This window comes from Mycolicibacter sinensis, from assembly GCF_001673565.1.
Lineage (GTDB): Bacteria > Actinomycetota > Actinomycetes > Mycobacteriales > Mycobacteriaceae > Mycobacterium > Mycobacterium sinense_C.
In genome coordinates this window covers 17,611-41,136 of sequence record NZ_LZMF01000074.1, presented here as the reverse complement: position 1 = coordinate 41,136, position 23,526 = coordinate 17,611, and the positions used below count along the sequence as shown (strand labels likewise).

General features: G+C 69.4%; 20 protein-coding genes. 10 read left to right on the top strand and 10 right to left on the bottom strand.

Translation table 11 applies throughout. The features are described 5' to 3' along the window. Nucleotides 1-78 precede the first annotated feature (78 nt). Both A5648_RS12240 and A5648_RS12235 read right to left on the bottom strand, forming a co-directional pair. The gene (locus A5648_RS12240) at nucleotides 79-2,994 is read right to left on the bottom strand and encodes an RND family transporter (RefSeq protein WP_065024798.1); all 2,916 of its coding nucleotides are present in this window, start codon (nucleotides 2,992-2,994) and stop codon (nucleotides 79-81) included. Beyond that, nucleotides 2,991-3,437 (bottom strand): MmpS family transport accessory protein, encoded by a 447-nt coding sequence (locus tag A5648_RS12235; RefSeq protein WP_165607340.1) that lies wholly within the window; start codon nucleotides 3,435-3,437, stop codon nucleotides 2,991-2,993. Before A5648_RS12235 ends, A5648_RS12240 begins: the two co-directional genes overlap by 4 nt. Before the next feature lie 123 nt (nucleotides 3,438-3,560). Here A5648_RS12235 and A5648_RS12230 point away from each other — a divergent pair, with 123 nt between their 5' ends. The 4 genes from A5648_RS12230 (at nucleotide 3,561) to A5648_RS12215 (ending at nucleotide 7,276) form a co-directional block, all read left to right on the top strand. After that, nucleotides 3,561-4,178, top strand: a complete 618-nt coding sequence (locus A5648_RS12230; RefSeq protein ID WP_234787405.1) for a TetR/AcrR family transcriptional regulator — start codon at nucleotides 3,561-3,563, stop codon at nucleotides 4,176-4,178. 196 nt (nucleotides 4,179-4,374) lie between these two features. Next, nucleotides 4,375-5,634, top strand: a complete 1,260-nt coding sequence (locus tag A5648_RS12225) for a PPE family protein (RefSeq protein ID WP_065024796.1) — start codon at nucleotides 4,375-4,377, stop codon at nucleotides 5,632-5,634. Further along, on the top strand, nucleotides 5,634-6,935 hold the full coding sequence (locus A5648_RS12220) for a PPE family protein (RefSeq protein ID WP_065024850.1): 1,302 nt from the start codon (nucleotides 5,634-5,636) through the stop codon (nucleotides 6,933-6,935). The genes A5648_RS12225 and A5648_RS12220 overlap by 1 nt, the downstream gene beginning before the upstream one ends. Continuing rightward, nucleotides 6,932-7,276 carry a DUF732 domain-containing protein gene (locus tag A5648_RS12215; protein WP_065024795.1) on the top strand — a complete coding sequence of 115 codons (345 nt, stop codon included), beginning with the start codon at nucleotides 6,932-6,934 and terminating at the stop codon, nucleotides 7,274-7,276. The genes A5648_RS12220 and A5648_RS12215 overlap by 4 nt, the downstream gene beginning before the upstream one ends. Before the next feature lie 7 nt (nucleotides 7,277-7,283). Here A5648_RS12215 and A5648_RS12210 read toward each other — a convergent pair whose 3' ends face one another. Next, on the bottom strand, nucleotides 7,284-7,727 hold the full coding sequence (locus tag A5648_RS12210) for a hypothetical protein (protein ID WP_065024794.1): 444 nt from the start codon (nucleotides 7,725-7,727) through the stop codon (nucleotides 7,284-7,286). A gap of 29 nt (nucleotides 7,728-7,756) precedes the next feature. After that, on the bottom strand, nucleotides 7,757-8,398 hold the full coding sequence (locus A5648_RS12205) for a class I SAM-dependent methyltransferase (RefSeq protein ID WP_065024793.1): 642 nt from the start codon (nucleotides 8,396-8,398) through the stop codon (nucleotides 7,757-7,759). 54 nt (nucleotides 8,399-8,452) lie between these two features. On the opposite strand from A5648_RS12205, the gene A5648_RS12200 reads away from it, so the two are divergent. From A5648_RS12200 to A5648_RS24050, 4 genes are all read left to right on the top strand, one after another. Next, nucleotides 8,453-9,247, top strand: a complete 795-nt coding sequence (locus A5648_RS12200) for a rhomboid family intramembrane serine protease (protein WP_065024792.1) — start codon at nucleotides 8,453-8,455, stop codon at nucleotides 9,245-9,247. A 146-nt stretch (nucleotides 9,248-9,393) separates the two neighbouring features. Further along, nucleotides 9,394-11,451, top strand: coding sequence for an acyltransferase family protein (locus A5648_RS12195; protein ID WP_109470780.1), 2,058 nt, complete (start codon nucleotides 9,394-9,396; stop codon nucleotides 11,449-11,451). Between the two features lie 157 nt (nucleotides 11,452-11,608). Then, complete coding sequence (car, locus tag A5648_RS12190) at nucleotides 11,609-15,124, top strand: carboxylic acid reductase (RefSeq protein ID WP_065024791.1); 3,516 nt, start codon at nucleotides 11,609-11,611, stop codon at nucleotides 15,122-15,124. A gap of 320 nt (nucleotides 15,125-15,444) precedes the next feature. Then, nucleotides 15,445-15,621: a hypothetical protein gene (locus A5648_RS24050; protein ID WP_165607339.1), complete on the top strand. Its 177-nt coding sequence runs from the start codon at nucleotides 15,445-15,447 to the stop codon at nucleotides 15,619-15,621. A 4-nt stretch (nucleotides 15,622-15,625) separates the two neighbouring features. Here A5648_RS24050 and A5648_RS12185 read toward each other — a convergent pair whose 3' ends face one another. From A5648_RS12185 to A5648_RS12165, 5 genes are all read right to left on the bottom strand, one after another. Continuing rightward, a complete protein-coding gene (locus A5648_RS12185; RefSeq protein WP_082966458.1) occupies nucleotides 15,626-16,381 on the bottom strand; it encodes a L,D-transpeptidase in 756 nt (251 codons plus the stop codon). A gap of 38 nt (nucleotides 16,382-16,419) precedes the next feature. After that, nucleotides 16,420-16,902, bottom strand: coding sequence for a hypothetical protein (locus A5648_RS12180; protein WP_065024790.1), 483 nt, complete (start codon nucleotides 16,900-16,902; stop codon nucleotides 16,420-16,422). 40 nt (nucleotides 16,903-16,942) lie between these two features. Then, a complete protein-coding gene (locus A5648_RS12175) occupies nucleotides 16,943-19,045 on the bottom strand; it encodes an elongation factor G-like protein EF-G2 (protein WP_065024789.1) in 2,103 nt (700 codons plus the stop codon). Between the two features lie 99 nt (nucleotides 19,046-19,144). Continuing rightward, nucleotides 19,145-19,951: a HugZ family protein gene (locus A5648_RS12170; protein WP_065024847.1), complete on the bottom strand. Its 807-nt coding sequence runs from the start codon at nucleotides 19,949-19,951 to the stop codon at nucleotides 19,145-19,147. An 18-nt stretch (nucleotides 19,952-19,969) separates the two neighbouring features. Next, nucleotides 19,970-20,377 carry a TIGR03668 family PPOX class F420-dependent oxidoreductase gene (locus A5648_RS12165; RefSeq protein ID WP_065024788.1) on the bottom strand — a complete coding sequence of 136 codons (408 nt, stop codon included), beginning with the start codon at nucleotides 20,375-20,377 and terminating at the stop codon, nucleotides 19,970-19,972. Between the two features lie 138 nt (nucleotides 20,378-20,515). On the opposite strand from A5648_RS12165, the gene A5648_RS12160 reads away from it, so the two are divergent. Together A5648_RS12160 and A5648_RS12155 are read left to right on the top strand one after the other, a co-directional pair. Then, the gene (locus A5648_RS12160; RefSeq protein WP_065024787.1) at nucleotides 20,516-21,559 is read left to right on the top strand and encodes a S1C family serine protease; all 1,044 of its coding nucleotides are present in this window, start codon (nucleotides 20,516-20,518) and stop codon (nucleotides 21,557-21,559) included. Nucleotides 21,560-21,589: 30 nt separating this feature from the next. Beyond that, nucleotides 21,590-22,270 (top strand): YoaK family protein, encoded by a 681-nt coding sequence (locus A5648_RS12155; RefSeq protein ID WP_065024786.1) that lies wholly within the window; start codon nucleotides 21,590-21,592, stop codon nucleotides 22,268-22,270. An 81-nt stretch (nucleotides 22,271-22,351) separates the two neighbouring features. Here A5648_RS12155 and ag85C read toward each other — a convergent pair whose 3' ends face one another. Then, complete coding sequence (gene ag85C, locus A5648_RS12150) at nucleotides 22,352-23,344, bottom strand: diacylglycerol acyltransferase/mycolyltransferase Ag85C (protein ID WP_065024785.1); 993 nt, start codon at nucleotides 23,342-23,344, stop codon at nucleotides 22,352-22,354. Nucleotides 23,345-23,526 lie beyond the last annotated feature (182 nt).

The window sequence follows — 23,526 nt, the reverse complement described above, 5'->3', positions numbered from 1 at the left end:
GTGCCCCTCTCATTCAAGGGACCCACGATACAGACAAATTAAGAAAAATAAGAGTATCTTGGCGTAACAGTAAGATTCTTAGCCTGCCGGGAGCGGGGCCGTCGGCGCGAACGTGAAGCTGCCTTCACGTTCGGCGGGGACGGGGGACTCGGCGGGGGTGGCGGCCGGGCGACGGTGCACGTTGATCGGCCACCAGAACCAGCGGCCGAGCAGCGCCGCGATCGACGGGGTGATCAGGCTGCGGACGATGAAGGTGTCGAACAGCAGACCCAGCCCGATGGTGGTGCCGATCTGGCCGACCGAACGCAGGTCACTGGCGATCATCGCGATCATGGTGAACGCGAAGACCATCCCGGCCGCCGTGACCACCTTGCCGGTGGCGCCCATCGCGCGGATCAGCCCGGTCTTCAGGCCGGCCCCCGACCCTGAGCCGATTTCCTCCTTCATCCGCGACACCACCAGCAGGTTGTAGTCCGAGCCCACCGCGAGCAGCACGATCACACTCATCGCGATCACCAGCCACTGCAGCTCGACGCCGAACACGTACTGCCACAACAGCACCGACAGCCCGAACGACGAGGCCAGCGACAGCACCACGGTCCCGACGATCACGATCGAGGCGACCAGCGCCCGGGTGATCAGCAGCATCACCACGAAGATCAGGATGATGGCGGCGATCGCCGCGATCAGCAGGTCGTAGTGCGCGCCGGTCTGGATGTCGGCGTAGGTGGCCGCGGTGCCGCCCAGATAAAACTTCGCCTTGGCCAGCGGGGTGCCCTTGACGGCCTCCTTGGCGGCCTGCAGTTCGGCGTCCACGTGCGAGATGCCGTCGACGGTCGCCGGATCGGTGTCGTGGGTGATCAGGATGCGTGCCGCCTGGCCGTCCGGGGACATCATCAACTCCATCCCGCGCTGAAAGTCCGGGCTGTCGAAGGCCTCCGGCGGCAGGTAGAACATGTCGTCGTTGCGGGCGTCGTCGAAGACCTGGCCCATCACCGCGGCGGTGTCGGTCATCTGCTCGAGTTGGGTGACCACCTGGCTGAAGCTGCTGTGCATGGTCAGCATGAGATCGCGCATGTTGGTGGTGATGGCGATCATCGGCGGGATCTGCGCGGCGATCTCCGGGGTGATGCCGTCGACCCGGTCCAGCTGATCGGCGAGCGCGGTGGTGTTCTCGGCCAGCTTGTCGAACCCGTCGGTGGCGTCGAACATCGACCGGAACGCGTTGCACACACCGATGTTGAAACAGTGCGGCTCCCAATAGAAATAGTTGCGCAGTGGCCGGACCTGGTCGTCGAAGTCGGCGATCCGGTCGCGCACCTCGGCCATGGTGCCTTCCATGTCATGGGTGGCCTGGTCGGTGCCGTGGGTGGCGTCGGACAACTGGACCGTCAGCCCGTGCAGCCTATCCATCACCGCGACCATCGAGGACAGTTGATCGGCCATGGTCTGGGTGTCGTCGAGGCGCGCCTTGAGGAACTGCAGGTTCTCGCGCATCGTGACGCCCTGCGCACTGATCTGGAATGGCACCGACCCGTGTTCCATCGGCGGCCCGAGCGGGCGGGTGATGCTCTGCACCCGTTCGATGCCGGGAACCCGGAAGATGTTGCGGGCGACGCGATCCAGCACCAGCATGTCGCGCGGGTTGCGCATGTCGTGGTCGGCTTCGACCATCAGCATGTCGGGGTTCATCCGCGCCGAGCTGAAGTGCTTCTCCGCCGCGGCGTAGCCGATGTTGGACGGCACGTCGGAGGGGATGTAGTGCCGGTTGTCGTAGCTGGTCTGGTAGCCCGGCAGTACCAGAACGCCCACGGCGGCAACCGCGGCGGCGGCGGCCAGGATCGGTGCCGGCCAGCGCACCACGGCGGTCCCGACTTTGCGCCAGCCGCCGGTCTGGGTGGCCCGCTTGGGATCGAGCAGCCCGAACCGGGCGCTGACCGCGAGCACCGCCGGCGCGAAGGTCAGCCCCATTGCCAAGATGGTGAACATGCCCAGCGCGCACGGCACCGCCAGGGTGTTGAAGTAGTTCAGCCGGGTGAAATGCAGGCACAGCATCGCACCGGCGATGGTCAGCCCGGAACCCAGGATGACATGGCTGACGCTGGACAGCGTTGTGCGCTGGGCGGTTTCGGGGTCTTCGCCCGCACCGCGGGCCTCGTGGTAGCGCCCGATCAGGAAGATCCAGTAGTCGGTGCCTGCCGCGATGGCCAGGGCGGTCAGAATGCTGACCACGAAGGTGGAGATCGCGAAGACATGGAAGTTGGCCAGCACCGCGATCAGCCCGCGGGCCACGCTCATCTCGGTGACGACGACCAGCAGCCCGATCAGGGTGGTGGCGATCGACCGGTAGACCACCAGCAGCATCACCGTGATGACGGCCAGGGTGATCCCGGTCATCTTGATCATCGAGGCATCGCCGGCCTCGTTGGTGTCGGCGACCAAGGCGGCCTGGCCGGTGACGTAGGAGCGCAGGCCGGCCGGGGGATCGGAGTGCTCCACGATGTCGCGCACCGCGTCGACCGACTCCACGCCCTGGGCCGAGCCCTGGTTGCCGGCCAGGTGCACCTGCACGTAGGCGGCCCGACCGTCCTCGCTCTGCGAGCCCGCCGAGGTGACCCGGTCGCCCCAGAAGTCCTGCACATGCTCGACGTGGGCGGTGTCGGCCTGCAGGCTCGCCACCAGTCGCTGGTAGTAGCGGTGGGCGGCGCCGTCCTGGCCGCCCAGCGGCTCATCGCTTTCCAGCACGATCATCAGCACCGAATCGGAACCGAACTCGCCGAACTTCTCGCCGATGTGCTTCATCGCCATCACCGACGGCGCGTCCTGCGGCGAGAGTGAGACCGCGTTGCGCGCGCCGACGATCTCCAGCTGCGGCACCAGCAGGTTGGTCGCCGCGGCCGCGGCGAGCCAGAACAAGATGATCGGGACGGCCAGGGCACGGACCAGCCGCGGGTAGAGCGGCGCCTTGCCGCCCGGGCTGTGCTGGCCGCTCATGCGGCCTTCACCACGCAGAACGTCGCCGCGCTGTGGCCGTCGCCCCGCTGCTCATCACGCAGGTCGCCGTTGACGGTGATCCGGCAACCCAGCGCGTCGCTGTCGCCCTGCGCCATGACATTGGCGAACACGCTGGGCTGCGTCGTGGTCAACGTCAGCGACCACGGCAGCGAGTCGAACGTCGCCTCCCGGGACTGAGCGCGTTCGTCGACATAGCTGACCATCCCCGAGGTGTGCCGGGGGCCGTAGATCTCGTAGGTCACGTACTTCGGGACGGTCGAGACGATCTCGCCGCCCGCGGCGGCGGCGGTGGCCGAGTGGTCGGCGCCGAAGACGCCGTGGAACCGGTAGATGACCAGTGCGCCCACGGCCGCGACCGGGACGATCACCAGCACGATCCACAGCCGCTCAAGGGGCGACCGGAGCTTTTGCAATGCGCTCATGGCGGATAACCTTACGGTCATAAGGAAACGGCTGTAAAGTTAGTTTGTGGCGGCTCACACCCGCGCGTCCGGTGTTGTCCAGCACGCAGCCGCCCGATGGCTAACGGTCGTTAGGATGATGACGTGCCCACACCCGCTCGCCGGCGCAATCTGCGAGGTCACGGCGCATTGCTGCGCGAGGAGATCCTGGCGGCGGCTGCCCGGGTGATCGACGGCGCCGACAGTGAGGGTGAGGTCTCGCTGCGGCGCATCGCCCGGGAGGCCGGCATCGCAGCGCCGTCGGTCTACGCGCACTTCGAGGATCGTGACCGGGTGCTCGAGGCCGTCGCCGAGTTGAGCTGGGTGCAGGTCTCCGAGGAGATCGCCGAGCAGGTGCAGGCGGCCACCGATCCGCGCGAGCGCCTACTGATCGGCTGCCGGGTTTACGTGTCGTTCGCGCAACGTCATCCGCTGCGCTACGCCCTGATGACCCAGGACGGTCAAGCGCCGCCGGCGGCTCGCCAGGCGCTCGCCACCGTCACCCGGGCCTTGTTGGCCTGCCGTGGGCGACCGCCGGACGCCGCGCCTGATCCGGCTTCCGACCGGGTCGCCGCCGCCTTGTCGGTGGCCTTGCACGGCGTGGCGATGCTGCACCGCAGCGATGCGCCGAACCTATGGCTCAGCGACTTCAGCGCCGACGAGGTGATCCGGACTCTGGTCGACGCCGCCACTTTATTGCTCGCCGACGCGACACCGGCCTGAGCCCGCTGCCTGCGCCGACGGACCTCCAGCGGTTGCAAGCGCCCGGGACCCATGCCACCCTTCCGGATGTGATCGCCCCCACACCGGACTCCACGATCGCTCACAGCTTCCTCCCGGCTATCTTCCAGCGAGTCACCCTAGATTCATCCTCTGTCCACTTTGCTGGCCACGAAATCCCCACATGAGGTCGGATGACATGGAATTTGGAGCGATCCCGCCGGAGGTGCATTCCGGTCTGATGTACTCCGGTGCGGGGCCCGGGCCGCTGCTGGCCGCCGCCGCCGCCTGGCAGGCCCTCGCCGGCGAGTTGCACACCGCGGCCGCGGCCTACCGCTCGGTGATCGCCGACCTGGCCGGTGTCTGGCACGGGCCGTCCGCGCTGACGATGGTCACGGCGGCCACCCCGTATGCGGAGTGGATCGGTGTCACCGCCACCCGCGTCGAGCACGCCGCCGCCCAGGTCTCTTCGGCGGCCGCGGCGTACGAGGCGGCGTTCGCGGCGCATGTTCCGCCGCCGGTGATCGCGGCCAACCGCAGCCTGCTGATGACTCTGGTGGCGACGAACCTGCTGGGCCAGAATGCCCCGGCGATCGCGGCGACCGAGGCCCTCTACGCCGAGATGTGGGCCCAAGACGCCACCGCCATGTACGGCTACGCGGGTTCGGCCGCGGCCGCGACCCAGCTCAGCGTGTTCGACCCGGCGCCGGAAGCCGCCGACGCCGCCACCGATTCGTCCCAGCTGGTCCCCGCGGCCGAAGCTGCCGGGGTGCGGACCGCCTCGGCCGCGCCGTCGAGGGTCTCGCAGCTGCTGTCGGCGGTGCCCAGGACCCTGACCGACCTCACCGCGTCTCCGGCGCAGGCGACACCGGGTGATATCGGGTCCGGCATCGGGGATATCGCCAAGTTCCTGGGCGACCTGACTGGGCCGTACTCGCCGCTGGGTCACCTCGCCAACCTCGGCAGCGGCTGGCTGATCGCCGGGCAGCTCGTGGGTTTGGCCCAGAATCCGCCCGGCGTGGCCAGCCTGCTCAGCGGTCCGGCCCCGATCACCGGCGCCCTGGGGCCGCTGTCGGGCGGCTACATCTCCTACCAGGCGCCGCTCTCGGCCGGTGCCACCACCGTGGCGGCCAGCACCGGACAGGCGAGTCTGGTCGGGTCGCTGTCGGTGCCGGCGAGCTGGTCCACCGCGGCGCCGGCCGGCAAGGCAATGCCGGCGATGCTGTCCAGCAGTTCGGTCGCTTCGAGCGCTTCGGCGTTCGCCGTCGAGGGCTCCTCGAGTGCGATGTTCAACGAGATGGCGCTGTCGAGCCTGGCCGGTCGCGCCGTCGGCGGCACCGCGGTGCAGTCCGTCGCCGGCGGTGCCACCCGGGTGATCGACAAGGCGCCCGACACCGAGGCGCTGACCACCGCCACCATCCTGGTCATCCCGGTGCCTGAGGACGGAGCCACGCCGTGATCGATTTCGCGCTGATCCCCCCGGAGGTCACCTCCGGGCAGATGTACGCCGGCCCGGGCCCCGAATCGCTGCTGGCCGCGGCCACCGCGTGGGAGGGGCTGGCCGCCGAACTGCACGCCGCGACGGCCTCCTACCGCGCGGTGCTCACCTCCCTGACCGCCGAGTCGTGGATCGGGACCTCGGCGACCGCCATGATCGCCGCGGCGACACCCTTCGTGGACTGGATGTCGACCGCCGCCGCGCAGGCCACCCAGACCGCGGTACAGGCCGGGGCCGCGGCGAGCGCGTTCGAGGTCGCGCTGGCCGCCGTGGTGCCGCCACCGGTGATCGCGGCCAACCGCAGCATCCGGGCCGCGCTGCTGGCGTCGAACACCTTCGGGCAGAACACCGCGGCGATCGCGGCCGCCGACGCCCAATACGCGCAGATGTGGGCGCAGGACGCCGCTGCGATGTTCGCCTACCAGGCCGCCGCGGCGGCGGCCACCCGGCTGGCGCCGCTCGCCGCGCCGCCGCCGACCACCAATTCGGCCGCCGGCCAGACCGGGCCGGGCCTCGCCGCTGCCGGGGACGCGTCGGACGTCGCCGGCCTCTACGAGGGCCTGTTCGGCGCGCTCGGCGGGGTCATGAAGTTCGGCGGCCTCGGCAACGTCGTGCTCAGCGGACCCAACTTCGGCATGGTGCAGTTGAAGACGTTCTACAAGCCGCAGTCGTTGTTGCCCGAGGTCCCCAAATCGGCGCTGGGAGCCGGGCTGGGCGGAAGCGGGATGAACGCACTGGGCGCCGGATTGGGCGGCGGGCCAAGGTCTGCTTCCGGAGGCGTGGTCCGGGCGGTGACGGCCGGCGTGGGCACCGCCCCGTCGGTCGGGGCGCTGTCGGTGCCCCAGGGCTGGGCGACCGCAACGCCCGCCATCCGGCTGGCCGCCACCTCACTGCCGGCGGCCGGCAGCACAGTCGCGGCACCGACGGCGGGTGTGGGCGGGTTGCTCAACCCCGCCGCATTGGGCGCCCTGACCGGCGGCGCGCTGGGCGCTCCCGGCTCGCAGCTGATCAACGGCGCCAATATCCGCGGGTCCGCCACCAAAGGCGGTAAAGGCCAAGCCCCGGTTCAGCTCGACCGCGTCATCGCCCAGTTGCAGAAGCAGAAGGACACGGTCCAGCATTGGCAGATCGACGAGGCCGGACTGGACGACCTCCTCGAGGAACTGTCGAAGAAGCCCGGTTTCCACGCGGTGCACCTGAAAAAAGCCGCCAAGGAGGCCGGGGCCGCCGGCTCCGTCGCAGCGACGACGGCACTCCCGTGAAACCGCTACTGGCGCTGGCCGTTGCGGCCGGCCTGGGCCTGGCCGGCGCCGCTCCGGGGAACGCCGACCCCGAACCGGGCAGCCAGCCCGAGGATGCCGGCGCGGTCCACAACGCGGCCTTCCTGGAGTCGCTGCGCGCGGCCGGGATCACCTACAGCAGCACCAGTCAGGCCATCGAAGCCGCCCGCGCGGTCTGCGGCCTGGTCGACCGGGGCGAACCCGCGTTGCAGGTGATCACCGACCTGAAGGCCAACAATCCCGGCTTCACCACCGACGGCGCGGCGCAGTTCGCCGCCATCGCGGCGCACACCTACTGCCCGCACCAACTGATCAAGAAGTGACGGCCAGCTATCCGCCGCTGGGAGCGGGCGAGGGAGCGGCCGGCCGGGGCTGCGGCACAAAGCCCTTCAGCACGTCGGGCAGGCCGGCCGACTGCTGTGGCGCCGGAGCGCAGGTGGGCGGGCATTCGGTCAGTTGCCAGGGCGCGCAGCGGTCGGTCCGGAATGTGGTGTCGCCGGGCTCGATCAGCACCACCTGCGACTTCTTGGTCATCGCGCTGTCGACGACCTTGTCACCGCTGTTCCGGCGCCAGTAGCAGGCGTTGCCGTCGCGAGGCCCATCGGAGCGGTAGGTCCCCGGCAGGATGTCCCTTCCGACAACGAACGTGCCGTCGGTGTCGATCACCTGCTTGGGCGCGGGCGGGGGAGTCGGCTCGGCCGCGGCGGAGCCCGTGCCGACCCAAGCCGCGGCGAGCGTGACAGCCACCGCCGCGGCGAACTTCATCGGTCTCATACCACGCGAGGGTACCGACCAGCGGAGACTTACGGCTTGACGCCGACGGTGATCAGATCCGACACCAGCAGTGTCCAGGCCGGCCGCGCCACCCGGTGCTGGTCGGCGACGGTGAACCCGGCGTCGGTGAACAGCGTGCGCATCTCGGCCGGCGTCGGCTGGTGCGCGGGATTCCACCGGCCGCCCAACAGCCGGCGCAGCGGAATGGGGTGGCGGGGGCTCAGCGCGGTCACCGCGGCCATCCCGCCCGGTGCCAGCACCCGGTAGAACTCCCGGACCGCCGCGGGCTGGTCGAAGAAGTGGAACGCCGAGCTGGTCACCACCGCCTCGAGGGTCCCGTCGTCGAACGGCAGGCGCTCGGCGGGGCCGGTCAGCCACTGCACCCGCGTCGAGCGCGCCCGGGCCTCGTTGAGCATCCCGGCGGACATGTCCACCCCGTAGACGGCTTCGGGGGACAGTTCCCGTTCGATGCGGTCCGCGAGGATGCCGGTGCCGCAGGCGATGTCGGCGACTCGGGCCGGCTGATGGGCCCGCAGCGCCGCGATCAGCTCGTCCTGGGCCGGGCGGTAGACCCAGCGCTGCAGGAACCGGGTGTCATAGGCCGGAGCGGCAAAGCTCCAGAATCGCGTGACGGCGTTGTTGAACCCGCGGTGCGGTGTCGGAGTTGCCACAGCGTGAAATCTACCGCTGAGCCGAATAGGGGGTCTCGATGAGAGGCTGTACCCATGACCGTCTGCTACCGGCACCCCGACCGGGCCACCGCGCTGCGCTGCACGCGGTGTCAGCGCTACATCTGCGGCGACTGCATGCGTAGTGCCGCCGTCGGGCAGCACTGTGTGGACTGCGCGCGGGCCGGCGCCGCGCAGCCCCGGACCCGCCCGCTGGTCCGGCGCGCCTCGGGGACACCGGTGGTCAGCTACGGCCTGATCGCCCTGAACGTGCTGGCGTTCATCGGGCAGATGTCGTCGGCCCAGCTGGACTCCGAACTGGTGCTGTGGTCACCGGCGGTGGCCGACGGGCAGATCTACCGCCTGCTGACCTCGGCGTTCCTGCACTACGGCGCGATGCACCTGCTGCTGAACATGTGGGCGCTGTATGTGGTGGGCCCGTCGTTGGAGGGCCTGCTCGGCCGGGCACGGTTCAGCGCGCTGTACCTGCTCAGCGCGCTGGGCGGCTCGGTCGCGGTCTATCTACTGGCGCCGCTGACCACCGCCACCGCCGGCGCCTCGGGAGCCATCTTCGGTCTGTTCGGCGCGACGCTGATCGTCGGCCGACGACTGCGGATGGACGTCGGCTGGGTCGTCGCCGTCATTGTGATCAACCTGGTCTTCACCTTCACCATCCCGCGGATCAGCTGGCAGGGGCACCTCGGCGGCCTGATCACCGGGCTGCTGGTGGCGTTCGCCTATGTCTATCCCGCACCGGCGCACCGCAACCGGGTCCAAGCGCTGGTCAGCATCGCGCTGCTGGCGTTGTTCGTCGCGCTGATCTGGTGGCGCACTACCGAATTGGTCGCGTGACCTCAAGCGTGTCCTCCCGTTAGGACGGCTGCTCGCCCCCTAAGCTTTCGGTGGTCCACCAGCGAGAGGATCGACCAATCGGCGCCAACGGCGACCAGGATGAGATGAGTCGACCGGCCGGGAGCCGGACTCGCCGGGCCACCTCGATGCGCACTTCGGGCAAGTCCCGCTGGGTTGCGCCGGCCCCGCGTGCCGCCCGGTTGGCCACGGCACGTGCCGCGGACCGGGTTCGGCGCGACCGGCGACGGCCGGGCATTCACGCTCTCGACGGTCTGCGCGCGGTAGCCGTCGCGCTGGTGCTCGCCGACCACGGCGGCGTCCCCGGGGTGTCGGGCGGGTTCATCGGCGTGGACCTGTTCTTCGTCCTGAGCGGATTCCTGATCACCTCGCTGCTGATCGACGAGCTGCACCGGACCGGGCGGATCGACCTCGGCGGGTTCTGGATCCGCCGCGGCCGGCGGCTGCTGCCCGCCCTGGTGCTGATGGTGCTGACCGTGGCGATCGCCCACGAGCTGCTGCCCTCCGACGCGGTGGTGGGCCTGCGCGAGGACGCGATCGCCGCGTTCTTCTGGGTGGCCAACTGGCGGTTCGTCGCCCAGCAGACCGACTACTTCACCGAGGCGGGAACCCCGTCACCGCTGCAGCACACCTGGTCGCTGGGCGTCGAGGAGCAGTACTACTTCCTCTGGCCGCTGCTGCTCATCACGATCGCCCTGCTGCTGGCGTTTCGTGCCCGGCGCCGCGGCAGCCTGGCCACCGTCGGCGGGGTCCGCCTCACGGTCTTTCTGTTGGCCAGCGCAGGCGCGGCCGTGTCGGCGACAGCGGCCGAGGTGATGGCCTCTGATGCCACCCGCGACCGGGTCTACTTCGGCACCGACACCCGGGCGCAGGCGCTGCTGATCGGCGCCGCCGCGGCGGCGCTGCTGGTGCGGGACTGGCCCGCGCTGACCGCCGGCTGGCCGGTGATCCGCACCGGCTGGGGACGCTGGGTCGCGCGGCTGCTGCCGCTGGCCGGGCTGGCCCTGCTGGCGGTGGCCGCGCACCGCGCCACCGGCAGTGCCGCGGAGTTCCGGGGAGGGCTGCTGACCCTGGTCGCCGTCGCCGCGATCGCGGTGATCGCGCCGGTTGCGCTGCACCAGAGCGGGCTAGTGGCCCGCGCGCTGGCCTGGGCTCCGCTGGTGTGGCTGGGTACCATCTCCTACGGCATCTACCTGTGGCACTGGCCGATCTTTTTGGTGCTCAACGGCGAGCGCACCGGGTGGTCGGGAGGGGCGCTGCTGGCCGCGCGATGCGCCGTCACCGTGGGTGTGGCGGCGGTGTCGTGGTGGGTCATCGAGGAGCCGATCCGGCGCTGGCGGCCGGCGCAGGTGTCACTGCTGCCACTCGGGGCGGCCGTGAGCGCCACCGCGGTGGCGGTCACGGTGTTCGTGGTCCCGGTCGTCGAGCGGCCCACCGCCGAGACCGGCCTGACCCCGGACATCGCCGCGGCCGCCGCGGTGTCACCGTCACCGCCGGCCCGGACCCGTCCGGCGCCAGTGCGCCACGATCCCCACCGGCCGCGCACCGTCTCGGTATTCGGCGACTCGATCGGCTGGACCGTGATGCACTACCTGCCGCCGACCCCGGGCTACGACTTCATCGACCACACCGTCGTCGGCTGCAGCATCGTGCGGGCCGGGCCGTACCGCTGGGCCGGCAAGACCATCGAGCAGGGGTCGGAATGCGACGGGTGGCCGGCCCGGTGGGCCCGGCAGGTCAGGGCCGACCGGCCCGACGTGGTGCTGCTGTTCGCCGGCCGCTGGGAGACCGTGGACCGGGTCAACGAAGGCCAGTGGACCCACATCGGTGACCCGACCTTCGACGCCTACCTGACCGCGGAACTTCGGCACGCCCTGGACGTCCTGCAGGCCGCCGGCAGCCGGGTGGTGGTGACCACCGTGCCCTACAGTCGCTACGGCGAGCGGCCCGACGGCAAGCTGTGGCCCGAAGACGATCCCAAGCGCGTCGACCGCTGGAACGCGCTGCTGCGCCGGGTGGTCGCTGGGCGCGACGCCGTGTCGGTGATGGATCTGAACAAGAAGCTCGGGCCGAACGGCACCTACACCGCCAAGGTCGACGGCATCAAGGTGCGCAGCGACGGCATTCACCTCACTCCCGAAGGGGTGAAGTGGCTGCTGCCGTGGCTGGAGGAGTCGATCAGCTGATGTGGCGGGGCACTCCCCGTGACCAGCACTGAGCGCAACGTCACAGGGCTCGCCAGGTGCTGGAATAAACTTAGTTTTGCTAACGTAGTATCTATCGGCGCAGCGTCGCGCCCCTTCGCAAACCACTTCCGCGAGATATCTATTTAGAGGTTCCGTTATGACGACTGCTACTTCTTTTTCCGACGACCAGCAGGCCCGCCGCGTTGCCGAGCTGGCCGCCACCGACCCCCAATTCGCCGCCGCCCAGCCCGACCACGCCGTCGCCGATGCCGCCGGCCGGCCCGGCCTGGGGTTGCCGCAGCTGGTGCAGACCGTGCTGACCGGATACGCCGACCGGCCCGCGCTGGGTCAGCGTGCCGTCGACTATGTCGCCGACCCGGCGACCGGTCGCACCGTCGCGCAGTTGCTGCCCCGCTACGACACCATCACCTACGCCGAGCTGGCCGAGCGGGTCCGCGCCCTGGCGACCGCGCTGGTCGCCGCCGCCGTCCGGCCCGGAGACAGGGTCGCGGTGCTGGGCTTCACGAGCGTCGACTACACCGTCATCGACGTGGCGCTGGGCCAGATCGGTGCGGTCTCGGTGCCGCTGCAGACCTCCGCGGCGGTCAACACCCTGACCCCGATCGTGGCCGAAACCGAGCCCCGCGTCGTTGCTGCCAGCGTCGACTCGCTGGCCGACGCGGTTGAGCTGGTGGCCGCCGGCCCCGCCCCCACCCGCCTGGTGGTCTTCGACTTCCACGAGCAGGTCGATGACCACCGCGACGCGCTGGCCGGCGCCCGCGCCGCCCTGGCCGGCGTCGAGGTCGTCGTCGAGCCGCTGGCCGAGCTGCTCAGCCGCGGCCGGTCTTTGTCGCCCGCCGGCATGCCCGCCCGCGACGCCGGCGAGGACAGCGACCCGCTGGCCCTGCTGGTCTACACCTCCGGCAGCACCGGCGCACCGAAGGGGGCGATGTACCCGCAGAGCAACGTGGAGCGGATGTGGGTGCGGTCGGCCAAGAACTGGTTCGGCCCGAGCGCCGCGTCGATCACGCTGAACTTCATGCCGATGAGCCACATCATGGGCCGCGGCATCCTCTACGGCACCCTCGGCAACGGCGGCACCGCCTACTTCAGCGCCCGCAGTGACCTCTCCACCTTCTTGGAGGACCTCGCGTTGGTGCGGCCCACCGAGATGAACTTCGTGCCCCGGATCTGGGAGATGCTCTACCAGCACTTCCAGAGTGAGCTCGACGCCTCCGCCGGCGACCCGGCCGCCGAGGCGGAGGTGCTCGCGCGGATGCGCCGTGACTTGCTCGGCGGACGCTGCATCTTCGCGATGACCGGTTCCGCGCCGATCTCCGAAGAACTGCGCACCTGGGTCGAGGGCCTCACCCAACAGCACGTGCTGAACGGCTACGGCTCTACCGAAGCCGGCATGGTGCTCTTCGACGGCGTGGTGCAGCGGCCCCCGGTGCTGGACTACAAGTTGGTCGACGTGCCCGACCTGGGCTACTTCGGCACCGACAAGCCGCACCCGCGCGGTGAGCTGCTGCTCAAGAGCGAGAACCTGTTCCCCGGTTACTACAAGCGCCCCGAGATCACCGCCGAGGTGTTCGACGCCGACGGCTACTACCGCACCGGCGACGTCGTCGCCGAGGTCGGCCCCGACCAGCTGGTCTACGTCGACCGGCGCAACAACGTGCTCAAGCTGGCCCAGGGCGAGTTCGTCACCCTGGCCAAGCTGGAGGCCGAGTTCGGCAACAGCGCGCTGGTGCGCCAGATCTATGTCTACGGCAACAGCGCGCAGCCCTACCTGTTGGCTGTGGTGGTGCCCACTGAGGACGCCGTAGCGCGCTTCGATGCCGCCGGCCTCAAGCCGGCGATCGCCGAGTCGCTTCAGCAGGTGGCCCGCGACGCCGGCCTGCAGTCCTACGAGGTGCCACGTGACTTCATCGTCGAGACCGAACCGTTCACCTTGGAGAACGGCCTGCTAACCGGCATCCGCAAGCTGGCCTGGCCAAAACTGAAGGCGCACTACGGCCCTCGCCTCGAACGGCTCTACACCGAGCTGGCCGAGGGCCAGGCCAATGAGCTGAGCGAACTGCGCGCGCACGGGGCTGATCGCCCCGCGCTGGAGACCGTCAGCCGGGCCGCGGCCGCACTGCTGGGCGCCTCGACCGCCGACTTGGCCCCCGATACCCACTTCACCGATCTGGGCGGGGACTCCCTGTCGGCCCTGACCTTCGGCAATCTGCTGCGCGACATCTTCGATGTCGATGTTCCGGTCGGCGTGATCGTCAGCCCGGCAAGCGATCTGGCGTCGCTGGCCGACTACGTCGAGGCCCAGCGGAGTGGATCGAAACGGCCGACATTCGCCTCGGTGCACGGCCGGGATGCCGTCGAGGTGGCCGCCGCCGACCTGACGTTGGACAAGTTCCTCGACGAGGCCACCCTGGCGGCGGCACCTTCATTGCCCGGTCCGTCCGAGCAGGTGCGCACTGTACTGCTGACCGGCGCGACCGGCTTCCTGGGCCGCTATCTGGCCCTCGAGTGGCTGGAGCGACTGGCCCCGATAGACGGCAAGCTGATCTGCCTGGTGCGGGCACGCTCCGATGAGGGTGCACGTCGTCGGCTCGATGCGACTTTCGACAGCGGTGACGCGAAGCTGCTGGCCCGCTACACCGAACTGGCGGCCACCCACCTGGAGGTGCTGGCCGGCGACAAGGGCGAGGCGAATCTCGGGCTGGAGCAAGACGTTTGGCAGCGGCTGGCCGACACTGTCGACGTGATCGTCGACCCGGCAGCGCTGGTCAACCACGTGCTGCCCTACAGCGAGCTGTTCGGCCCGAATGCCGTCGGCACCGCCGAGCTGATCCGGGTCGCGCTGACCGGCAAGATCAAGCCGTTCACCTACTTCTCCACCATCGGTGTCGGTGACCAGATCCCGCTGGGCAAGTTCACCGAGGACGCCGACGTGCGAGTGATGAGCCCGGTGCGGGCGATCAACGACGGCTACGCCAACGGCTACGGCAACAGCAAGTGGGCCGGGGAGGTGTTGCTGCGCGAGGCCAACGACCTGTGCGGCCTGCCGGTCGCGGTGTTCCGCTGCGACATGATCCTGGCCGACACCAGCTACGCCGGCCAGCTCAACCTGCCGGACATGTTCACCCGGATGATGTTCAGCCTGGTCGCCTCCGGTGTCGCACCCGGTTCGTTCTACGAGCTGGACGCCGAGGGCAACCGCAGCCGCGCCCACTACGACGGGCTGCCGGTGGAGTTCATCGCCGAGGCGTCCACCACCTTGGGTGCCGCTGCCGGTCACGGGTTCGCCACCTACCACGTGATGAACCCCTACGACGACGGCCTGGGCATGGACGAGTTCGTGGACTGGCTGATCGAGGCCGGCTACCCGATTCGGCGGATCGCCGACTACGGCGACTGGCTGCAGCGGTTCGAGACCACCCTGCGGGCATTGCCGGAGCGGCAGCGTCAGGCGTCCCTGCTGCCGCTGCTGCACAACTACCAGAAGCCGCAGCCGCCGATCTGCGGGTCGATCGCACCCACCGATCGATTCCGGACTGCGGTGCAGGAAGCCAGGACCAGCACCGGCGCCGGGTATCCAGACATCCCGCACGTCACGCCGGCGGTGATCGTCAAGTACATCACCGATCTGCAGCTGCTCGGGTTGCTGTAGCACTCAACAGATTTCTCCCGGCGAGCAGTCGCGAAAGCCCCCTGACGGAACCTTCGCAGGGGGCTTTCGCGACTGCTCGCGCCGAAAGGCTTTGGCGCGTTCGCGTTTGACGGTCCCGGATTTCGGTGCCACGATGGACGACAACGACATCCCCGCATGTCTTGGCCGGAAGGAGGTGAGGGCTACGTGAGTCCCAGCGACGGGCCGTATCCGTGTCCAATCCGTCTGTCCCTCACCGGCCCCGGCGTCTCCGCCGCGGCCTGAACCGCGAATTCCGCCGACCCCTTGGGTCGTGTCGGGCATCCCGGCAGGAGAAAATCATGGATTTTGTTGTCACCCACCGTATTTCGACGACCCATGGCTCGCTGGTCTGTCAGGCCGGTCGCCGCATGGCCGGCTGGCTGCGCCCCTTGGGTGCTCGGCTGGAGATGGGCCCGCAGCAGCGCGCCGAGCGCTACGTGGCGCACATGCCGACGGCCGTGCTGGGCGCCTGCTAAACGGCTAGGCCTGCACCTCGATCGGGTCGCCCAGGTGCACGGTGTCGAAGTACCACGCCGCGTTGTCCGGGCTGAGGTTGATGCAGCCGTGGCTGACGTTCGAATACCCCTGCGAGTCCACCGACCACGGCGCCGAATGCACATACACCCCGCTCCAGGTCACCCGGACCGCGTACTCGCCGTTGAGCAGGTAGCCCTCGGGGTCGTTGAGCGGAATGCCGATGGTGCGCGAATCGAACTTGATCTTGCGCTCCTTCGACAATGCGGTGAACGAACCGATCGGGGTGGGGCGCTTGGGTTTACCCATCGATGCCGGCATCACCCGCAGGGTCTCGCCGTTGACGCTGACGGTGAAGGTGTGGTCGGAGATGTCGGCGACCCCCAGCACCGCGTCACCGGTCTCGAACCCCGTCGACATGCCGTGGGCCTCCACGCTGATCGTGCTGTGCGGTGACCAGTAGCCGTCGGGAACCCACTGCACGACATCGTCGCTGACCCATTCGAAGTGGCCGGCGGAGTTTCCCGATGAGGCGATGTGGATGCCTCGCTCAGCACCCGCCCGGTCACCGACCGGCCCGGCGAACCGCACGATCACCGGGTAGGCCACCCCCACCACCGCACCGTCGGCCGGCTCGATCGCCGCGACGGCGAACCCCGGTGCCGGTGTTGGCTGCGCCGCCTGGCCGATACCGGTCGACGCCCCCATCACCAGGGCCACTGACCCGGCGATCGCCATAATTCCCCGCCACACGCTGTACATGGCATCCATTGTGCCAAGCGCCAGGGTGCGGCGCAGATTTAGCGATTCTCCGCCGGTGCCAGCAGGCTGCCCCAGGCCGCCTTGGTCCCGGATTCGCCGATGGTGTGAATCGCGTACATCGACCCGCCGGCCAGCGCGATCACCACCACGACGATCCCCAACCGCAGCACCGGCGCCACCGCGCCGCCGCGGGAGAGGGCCACGTGCAGACCGGCCAGCAGCGCCGCCGCGACGGCCAGCCCCAACGCCATGTAGAGGCCGTACTCGCCGGCGGCCATGTGCCTGTCGAGGTCGGGCGACCCCCCGATCTTGCCGGTGTCGGCCAGCCATTCGCCGGCGTTGACCGTCGCCGGGGTGACCAGCAGCGTCAGGCCCGCCAACATCGCCACCAGCCAGACCAGCCTCCGGCGCGCCGCCGGCCACACCGCGCACAGGATGAGCAGGACCGCGGTCAACGGCACCAGCACCACCACGAAGTGCAACAGCAGGACATGTGCGGGCAGCCCGGCGATAGTCGTCATCGGTGTCCTCTCGATTCGGCCCCGCCGTTTCCAGCGCGGATCAGGCGTTGCTGTAAGCGTGCGCGGCCGCCGACTCCGACAGCGGCTCGTAGCGGGCGAACACCCGGGTGAACGAGCCGGCGCCGTGCGTCAGCGAACGCAGGTCGACCGCGTACCGGATCAGCTCGGTCTGGGGCACTTCGGCTTTCACCAGTGTGCGGTCCGCACCGACTTTATCGGTGCCCACCACCCGGGCGCGGCGGGCCGACAGATCGCCCATCACCGCACCGACCAGGTCGTCGGGCACCAGCACCGTGACGTCGTCGATCGGCTCGAGCAACCGCACCCGGCCGGCTGTCGCCGCGTCGCGCAGCGCCGCCGCACCCGCCATCTGGAACGCGAAATCCGACGAGTCGACGCTGTGCGCCTTGCCGTCGAGCAGGGTGACCCGGATGTCGACTACCGGGTAGCCCTCCTCGCCGGCCTCGCCGGTGAGACCGCGCTCCATCTGCGCACGAACACCCTTCTCCACGCTGGGGACGAATTGGCGCGGCACCGAGCCGCCGACCACGCGGCTGACGAACTCGAAACCGGAACCTTGCGCCAGCGGTTCGACCTCGATATCGCAGACCGCGTACTGGCCGTGCCCGCCGGACTGCTTGACATGCCGGCCGTGTCCTTTGGCCTTGGTGGCGAAGGTCTCCCGCAACGCCACCCGCAGGGCGACGGTGTCCACCGCGACCGCGTAGCGGTTGGCCAAACTGTCGAGCACGATGCCCGAATGCGCCTCGCCCATGCACCACAGCACCGTCTGGTGCGTCTCCGGATTCTGTTCGATGCGCAGGGTCGGGTCTTCAGCAGCCAGCCGCGCCAACCCGACCGACAGCTTGTCGTCATCGGTTTTGGCGTGGGGCTGCACGGCGATCGGCAGCAGCGGGTCGGGCATGGTCCACGGCTTGAGCACCAGCGGCTCCGATTTGTCCGACAGCGTATCGCCGGTCTCGGCCCGGCTGAGCCGGCCGATGGCACAGATGTCGCCGGCCACCACGACCGGCGCCGGCCGCTGCTGTTTGCCGAGCGGGAACGACAGCGTGCCGATGCGTTCGTCCTCGTCGTGGTCGGCATGGGTGCTCTGTGGGCCGAAGATCGCTGAAAAATGCCCCGACACATGGACGGTCGCGTCGGGGCGGAGACTTCCGGCAAAGACCCGGACCAGACTGATCCGGCCGACATAGGGGTCTGACGTCGTCTTGACCACCTCCGCCAGCAGCGGTTCGGCACAATCGCAGCGCAGACCATGATGGGGTGCACCCTGCGGGGTGAAGACCTCCGGCAGCGGGTGTTCCAGCGGCGACGGGAAGCCGCTGGTGGCGACGTCCAGCAGTTCGGTCAGGCCGACCCCGGTGGTGCTGCATGCCGGGATCACCGGGAAGAAGGAGCCTCGGGCGACGGCCTTTTCCAGATCATCGATCAGTGCTGCGCGGTCGATCTGTTCCCCGCCCAGGTAACGCTCCATCAGCGACTCGTCTTCGGACTCTTCGATGATGCCCTCGATCAGGGCGCCACGCTGCTCCTCGACGGCCTCGGCGTGCGCCGCATCCGGGCCCAGCAGCCCGATCAGTGCGTCGCCGTCCGGAAGATACAGCGGTAATACCTTGTCGCCGAACGCGGTTTGGGCGGCGGCCAGCACCTGCGGGTAGTTCGCCCGAGCGTGGTCCAGTTTCGTGACGACCACCGCACGGGGCATGCCGACCTGATCGCACTCCTGCCACAACGATTTGGCCGGTTCGTCGATCGTCTCGTTCGCGGCGATGACGAACAGGGCGCAGTCCGCGGCGCGCAATCCGGCCCGCAGTTCACCGACGAAGTCGGCGTACCCCGGGGTGTCGATCAGGTTGACCTTGACGCCGGCATGCGGCAGGGAGGCCAGCGCCAGTCCCACCGACCGCTGCTGGCGGATCTCGGCGTCGTCGTAGTCACAGACGGTGTTGCCGCCGGCCACCGACCCGGGCCGAGCCAGCACCCCGGCCGCGACCAGCAACGCATCGATCAGGGTGGTCTTTCCGGCGCCGGATGGGCCGACTACCACGACGTTACGGATGGCGGCGGGGCTGTCGGCGGGCGGCGCCGCCCCGTGTCCCGGCGTGGTCGTCTTGTCTGCCATCGGTGCCGCTCCTGGTGTCCGGCATGCTCTGAATAGCCAGCCTTCCCCCAAGAACCGCCCAGCACAAGGAATACGGGGAAAACGGCGAGCGGGTAGGGACTACCGGCTTTGTTCGCGGGCTGATCGCACCAATTCCACGGCGGCGGCGCGCAGCTCATCGATCGAATCGATCGGGCGCCGGTAGCCGACCCGGGTGTAGGCCACCCCGCGTTCGGTGACGACCTGGAGGTCCAGGCCGTAGCGGTCCGCGCCGGTGCAGGTCGCCTCGGTGGTGTCAGGGTATCCGCCCAGCGCCTGTGCCATCGCCACCAATGCCCGGGCGTGGTCGGCGTTGAGGTGAGCGATGGCGCCGGCGGCCTGCGGGGCGACCGGATCCGGTTGCGCGGCAAGGTAGTCCGTGCCGGTCGCCGAATCCATCCGGCCATATCCGCCCACCCAGCGCACCCGCTGCACCTGCAGCACCCACAGCGAGAAGTCGCTGTAGTCGATGTAGTACTTGCCGGCCGGCACCTGCGCCAGGTAGGCGTCGCGCGCCGCGGCGTAGTCGTCGCCGGCGGGCTGATAAACCGCCCCGGCCAGCGTGACGCGGCCGCTCGCCAGCGGGTCGGCGTGCGCGCCGGGCTCCACCACGGCGAGGCTGGCCCGCGGATCGCGGACCAGGTTGCGGCCGTGTTCGGCCAGCTGCGACACGCACAGCACCGGCGCGCCACCCAACAGCGCATAGGTGACCAGCGACGCCCACGGGTCGCCGTCGGAGGTCAGCGTCGCCAGGGTGGCGGCGTTGGTGGCGGCGGTGATCGTGCGGGCCTCTTCGGCCGCCGACGGCCGGGCGTCGTTCGCCAGGGGCGTCAACGCCGGTGGCACCGAGGGCGCATCGCCCGGGTCGCCGTGATCCCGGTTGGCCATGCCCGGCACAGTACCCGGTCAGGCTCGCCAGGATGCCCAGTGTTCGACGGCGATCGTGATCACCGGCCCGGCCAAGGCAACCGTTTGGTACTGCGGATACTTCGCCCGCAGGGCCTGGTAGCCGGTCGCCATCGCCGCGCCGTCGTGGTGGAGCGTCGCCGTCCCGTCGGCTCGCACCCACCACAGCTGCGACCAGTCGTCGTCGTACTGATCCACCAAGACGCTGACCCGCGCATTGCGCTCGATGTTTCTCAGGCGGCGCAGCCGCTTGGTGGTCTTGGGCTTGGCATCCACCGCGGTGTAGATCACGTCGTCGAGCAGGGTGAACACCACCGGCACCAGGTGCGGGGAGCCGTCGGGCGCCACGGTCGCCAGCCGCGCCACCCGGCCCCGCGCAAACCGGGCTTGCGGGTCGAGACCGCCCATCGCGCCAGCCTACGGCCATCGCTTGGAGCCAGAACCGGTGGTTCCGCTAAGCTTGCTGTGTTTGTTTCGCTAACCCGGCATGAGCGGCGCGCGGGGATTTGGCGGGGCGCCTGCACCTGACCCTCAGGAGGTAACCCAATGAGCGGATCGCATCGCCCTAGCCGGTGGTGGCTGCTCAGCGTGACAGCGATGGTGGCCGGGCTTGGCCTGGCCACGGCGCCGGTTCAGGCGGCGCCGTCGCTGCCCAAGCCCCCGCTCGACCCGTCGGCGGCGGTCGCTCAGGTCGGTCCCGCGGTGGTCAACATCGACACCCAGATGGGTTACCAGAGCGCGGTCGGTGCCGGAACCGGCATCGTCTTGGATCCGAACGGCATTGTGCTGACCAACAACCACGTCATCGCCGGGGCCACCGGGCTGACGGTGGTGTCGGTCGGCAACGGCCAGACCTACGAGGTCGACGTGCTCGGCTTCGACCGCAGCCACGACGTGGCGGTGCTGCAGCTGCGGGGTGCCTCGGGCCTGCAGGCGGCCAACATCGGCGACTCGTCGCGGGTCGCCGTGGGTGACCCGGTGGTCGCGATGGGCAACGCCGGCGGCCAGGGCGGGACGCCGAGTGCGGTGCCCGGCAACGTCATCGGTCTCAACCAGACGGTGTCGGCCGCCGACGAGCTGACCGGCAGCACCGAGACGCTGAGCAACATGATCAAGGCGGACACCGCAATCCGCCCCGGCGACTCGGGCGGTCCGATGGTCAACGCGGCCGGCCAGGTGATCGGGATGAACACCGCGGCCAGCGACAACTACAAGTTCGCCCAGCCCGGCGGCGAAGGCTACGCGATCCCGATCAACCAGGCGATGGCCATCGCCAACCAGATCCGGTCCGGGGTCTCCTCAGCCACCGTGCACATCGGTGAGACGGCGTTCATGGGTGTCGGCGTGATCGACAACAACGGCGGGGCGCGGGTCGCGCAGGTGCTCGACGGCACCCCGGCCGCCGCCAGCGGCATCGCCAAGGACGACGTCATCACCTCGGTCAACGGCCGGCCGGTGAACTCGGCCACCGATCTCACCGACGTGCTCGACCAGCAACACCCGGGCGACACCGTCAGGCTGACCTGGCGTACCCCGATGGGCGGCGAGCACAGCGCCGAGGTGACCCTGGTGCCGGGCCCGGTCGGCTGAGCTAGGTAACCCCATCAGTTCCAGGCGCGCGTGATACGTCGGTACTACGACAGCGAAACCAAGCTGTCCTGGGTGCTTGCCGCCCTGGCCGGGGTGCTGGCGGCCACCGCATACACCCATTCCGAGGGCTACTTCGTCACGTTCATGACCGGCAACGCCGGACGTGCGGTGCTCGGGGTGTTCGACGGTAACGAGTGGCTGTCGATCTCGGCCGCCGCACTGTTGTTCTCCTTTCTGGCGGGTGTGGTGATCGCGTCGCTGTGCCGGCGCCGGGTCTGGCCTCAGCATCCGCACGGCGCGCTGCTGCTGACCGCGACCGCGCTGCTGACGGCGACGCTGGTCGACTGGCTCGTGGAGGGCGGGCCGACGCTGCCGCTGCCGCTGCTGCCGATCCTGCTGGTCGCGTTCGGAGTCGGCGCGCTGAACACCACCTTCGTGCGCGACGGCGAAGTGTCGACGCCGTTGAGCTACGTCACCGGCACGGTAGTGAAACTGGGCCAGGGCATCGAACGCCACCTCAGCGGCGGAACCGTTCACGACTGGCTCGGGCACTTCATGCTCTTCGCCGGCTATGTCTCCGGGGCGGTCGTCGGCGGTGTCATCAGTCTGGTGGCCGGTGGCACCTGGATGCTGGGTATCGCCACGGTCGTCTGCGTGCTGGCCACCGGCTACACCTACGGCTACGTCGATCGCCGGGGGATGTGGCAGTGAAGGCGGCGCAAACACCGAAACCGACGTTTCGCAGACCCGCTCTCGGGCTTCTTCTGCAAAACGCCGGTTTCGGGGGATCGATCAGGTCGGGTCGACGCCCACGCCCAGCACTCGCTGGATGTCGGGCTTCATCGCGACCAGCTGCTCGTTCCAGTACGGCCAGTCGTGCGTCCCGTTGGGCGGGAAGTTGAACACGCCGTTGTTGCCGCCGGCAGCCATGTAGTTCTGCTGGAAGGTCTGGTTGGTGCGCAGCGTCAGGCTCTCCAGGAACTTGGCCGGCATGTTGTTGCCGCCCAGATCGCTCGGTGTCCCGTTGCCGCAGTACACCCAGACGCGGGTGCGGTTGGCCACCAGGCGCGGAATCTGCAGCATCGCGTCGTTACGCTTCCAGGCCGGGTCGGACGACGGGCCCCACATGCTGTTGGCGTTGTAACCGCCGGCGTCGTTCATGGCCAGCCCGATCAGCGTCGGCCACCAGCCCTCGGAGGGGTTGAGGAAGCCCGAAAGCGCTGCGGCGTAGGGGAACTGCTGTGGGTAGTAGGCCGCCAGGATCAGCGCCGAACCGCCCGCCATCGACAATCCCACCACGGCGTTGCCGTTGGGCGAGACGCTCTTGTTGGCCTGCATCCAGGCGGGCATCTCCCGGGTCAGGAAGGTCTCCCACTTGTAGGTGTAGTTCTGCCCGTTGCCCTGCGACGGCTGGTACCAGTCGGAGTAGAAGCTGGACTGTCCGCCCACCGGCATGATCACCGACAGGCCCGAGCCGTAGTACTCCTCGAACGCCGGGGTGTTGATGTCCCAGCCGTTGAAGTCGTCCTGGGCGCGCAGCCCGTCCAGCAGGTAGACCGCGTGCGCGCCGCCCGGCTGGAACTGCACTTTGATGTCACGGCCCATCGACGCCGAGGGCACCTGCAGGTACTCCACCGGAAGCCCCGGGCGGGAGAACGCGGACGCGTCGCCCGAACCGCCGGTAACTCCGACGAGACCGGCCAGCAACGCGGCCCCCACCGCCGCGACCCCCAGCCGGCGCGGTAGCCGACTGGCCGCGTGACGCAACTTCTCTACGCTCTTCATAGCTTGTTTCCCATCCCAATGGTCGCTCCGCAAACTGCGGAATGATGCCTGGTTTTGTCCTACTGCGGGAAGTCAAACACGGTGCCGGGCCGTGTCCTGTTCGCCGCCACGGCTTTTCATATCGCGGTTCGGCAACGATTGGGAATCGGCGCGGACTCGCTCCCCGCCGAGCCGCTATCCGG

Bases quoted from the DNA above. Each gene is read 5' to 3' on its own strand.
- A5648_RS12175 (WP_065024789.1), bottom strand. From the start codon at position 19,045: ATGGCAGACAAGACGACCACGCCGGGACACGGGGCGGCGCCGCCCGCC.
- A5648_RS12240 (WP_065024798.1), bottom strand. From the start codon at position 2,994: ATGAGCGGCCAGCACAGCCCGGGCGGCAAGGCGCCGCTCTACCCGCGG.
- A5648_RS12235 (WP_165607340.1), bottom strand. From the start codon at position 3,437: ATGAGCGCATTGCAAAAGCTCCGGTCGCCCCTTGAGCGGCTGTGGATC.
- A5648_RS12195 (WP_109470780.1), top strand. From the start codon at position 9,394: ATGCGCACTTCGGGCAAGTCCCGCTGGGTTGCGCCGGCCCCGCGTGCC.
- ag85C (WP_065024785.1), bottom strand. From the start codon at position 23,344: ATGAAGAGCGTAGAGAAGTTGCGTCACGCGGCCAGTCGGCTACCGCGC.
- A5648_RS12170 (WP_065024847.1), bottom strand. From the start codon at position 19,951: ATGGCCAACCGGGATCACGGCGACCCGGGCGATGCGCCCTCGGTGCCA.
- A5648_RS12225 (WP_065024796.1), top strand. From the start codon at position 4,375: ATGGAATTTGGAGCGATCCCGCCGGAGGTGCATTCCGGTCTGATGTAC.
- A5648_RS12200 (WP_065024792.1), top strand. From the start codon at position 8,453: ATGACCGTCTGCTACCGGCACCCCGACCGGGCCACCGCGCTGCGCTGC.
- car (WP_065024791.1), top strand. From the start codon at position 11,609: ATGACGACTGCTACTTCTTTTTCCGACGACCAGCAGGCCCGCCGCGTT.
- A5648_RS12180 (WP_065024790.1), bottom strand. From the start codon at position 16,902: ATGACGACTATCGCCGGGCTGCCCGCACATGTCCTGCTGTTGCACTTC.
- A5648_RS12160 (WP_065024787.1), top strand. From the start codon at position 20,516: ATGAGCGGATCGCATCGCCCTAGCCGGTGGTGGCTGCTCAGCGTGACA.
- A5648_RS12210 (WP_065024794.1), bottom strand. From the start codon at position 7,727: ATGAGACCGATGAAGTTCGCCGCGGCGGTGGCTGTCACGCTCGCCGCG.
- A5648_RS12165 (WP_065024788.1), bottom strand. From the start codon at position 20,377: ATGGGCGGTCTCGACCCGCAAGCCCGGTTTGCGCGGGGCCGGGTGGCG.
- A5648_RS12185 (WP_082966458.1), bottom strand. From the start codon at position 16,381: ATGTACAGCGTGTGGCGGGGAATTATGGCGATCGCCGGGTCAGTGGCC.
- A5648_RS24050 (WP_165607339.1), top strand. From the start codon at position 15,445: ATGGATTTTGTTGTCACCCACCGTATTTCGACGACCCATGGCTCGCTG.